Source organism: Escherichia sp. 93.1518, from assembly GCF_013368915.2.
Classification (GTDB): domain Bacteria; phylum Pseudomonadota; class Gammaproteobacteria; order Enterobacterales; family Enterobacteriaceae; genus Escherichia; species Escherichia ruysiae.
The window spans coordinates 1-1,387 of sequence record NZ_JABWMT020000085.1; the positions used below are offsets into that span (position 1 = coordinate 1).

General features: G+C 39.7%; 3 protein-coding genes. 2 read left to right on the top strand and 1 reads right to left on the bottom strand.

Going from position 1 to position 1,387, the window contains the following annotated elements; all coding sequences use genetic code 11:
- Window positions 1-25 precede the first annotated feature (25 nt).
- Together ydfK and HEN21_RS22465 are read left to right on the top strand one after the other, a co-directional pair.
- The gene (gene ydfK, locus HEN21_RS22460) at window positions 26-259 is read left to right on the top strand and encodes a cold shock protein YdfK (RefSeq protein ID WP_000836769.1); all 234 of its coding nucleotides are present in this window, start codon (window positions 26-28) and stop codon (window positions 257-259) included.
- Window positions 260-639: 380 nt separating this feature from the next.
- Window positions 640-1,230, top strand: a complete 591-nt coding sequence (locus HEN21_RS22465) for a recombinase family protein (RefSeq protein ID WP_000086527.1) — start codon at window positions 640-642, stop codon at window positions 1,228-1,230.
- 97 nt (window positions 1,231-1,327) lie between these two features.
- Here the strand turns inward: HEN21_RS22465 and HEN21_RS23520 are convergent, their stop codons facing one another.
- Complete coding sequence (locus tag HEN21_RS23520; RefSeq protein WP_077697294.1) at window positions 1,328-1,387, bottom strand: tail fiber assembly protein; 60 nt, start codon at window positions 1,385-1,387, stop codon at window positions 1,328-1,330.

Below are 1,387 nucleotides of genomic sequence, written 5' to 3' on the forward strand. Positions count from 1 at the left end.
CAATAATATTTTAAGGAATATCTTCATGAAATCAAAAGACACCCTAAAGTGGTTCCCCGCGCAGCTTCCTGAAGTCAGAATTATCCTGGGAGATGCTGTCGTGGAAGTGGCAAAACAGGGAAGACCTATCAATACCAGAACATTGCTTGATTACATTGAAGGAAACATAAAGAAAAAGTCATGGCTGGATAACAAAGAATTATTACAAACAGCGATATCAGTTCTTAAAGACAACCAAAATTTAAATGGTAAAGTGTAATAAACACCCCCTGAAAAATAATTTTTCAATGCATTAAAAAATATCAACAACTACGTTATGCCGCAACAACCTACTTTTTTTACCATTTTTCCACTTTAACAACTTTTTGCTCCACTTTTCCAAGACCAAACAAATTGAAATCTGGCTAAAACAACATACAACACTATTATTCGTCTTTCTCGAGTCCGCCCGGAGTTCGAAAAACAAACCGAGTTAAAGCCATTTTTCAAAAAATCGATTTTGGGTTACACCAAAATTACGGGACTGCATCCGAATTTGTTTATTTTCGAACGTATACATACAAGTATGTGCAATAATAAGCGAAATAATTTTTGGATATGCATTATGATATGTACACCAATTTCGTATAGAGTCTCACTATGTCTCGAATTTTTGCTTACTGTCGGATATCAACTCTGGATCAGACCACCGAAAATCAACGCCGGGAAATCGAAAGTGCAGGTTTTAAAATCAAACCTCAGCAAATAATCGAAGAACACATTAGCGGCTCAGCAGCAACCAGTGAGCGTCCTGGTTTTAACCGGTTGCTTGCTCGCCTGAAATGTGGTGATCAATTGATTGTGACAAAACTGGATCGCCTTGGTTGTAATGCAATGGATATCAGGAAAACAGTGGAACAACTGACCGAAACAGGTATCAGAGTGCATTGCTTAGCATTGGGGGGCATTGACCTGACCAGTCCAACAGGAAAAATGATGATGCAAGTAATTTCAGCAGTCGCTGAATTTGAACGAGACCTTTTACTTGAACGCACTCATTCCGGGATAGTAAGAGCCCGGGGCGCAGGGAAACGTTTTGGTCGACCACCTGTGTTAAATGAAGAACAGAAACAGGTGGTATTCGAACGAATTAAGTCAGGTGTAAGTATAAGTGCCATTGCCCGGGAATTCAAAACCTCGCGGCAAACCATTTTAAGAGCCAAAGCAAAACTTCAGACACCTGACATATAAAAAATAATCTCGGTGTGAGATGCTTTACGTCTTCCAAGCCCCCTTCCTTGCCGTAAATGGAAAGATACATCTAATTATAGAATTTATATGTTTTACCCTACGGCAGTGCTGGCCATTCAATATCCTGTGCAGTTGACGTATCAACACGGTTCAGCAA

Excerpts from the sequence above, each read along its gene's own strand:
- HEN21_RS22465 (WP_000086527.1), top strand. The coding sequence starts at position 640 with ATGTCTCGAATTTTTGCTTACTGTCGGATATCAACTCTGGATCAGACC.
- ydfK (WP_000836769.1), top strand. The coding sequence starts at position 26 with ATGAAATCAAAAGACACCCTAAAGTGGTTCCCCGCGCAGCTTCCTGAA.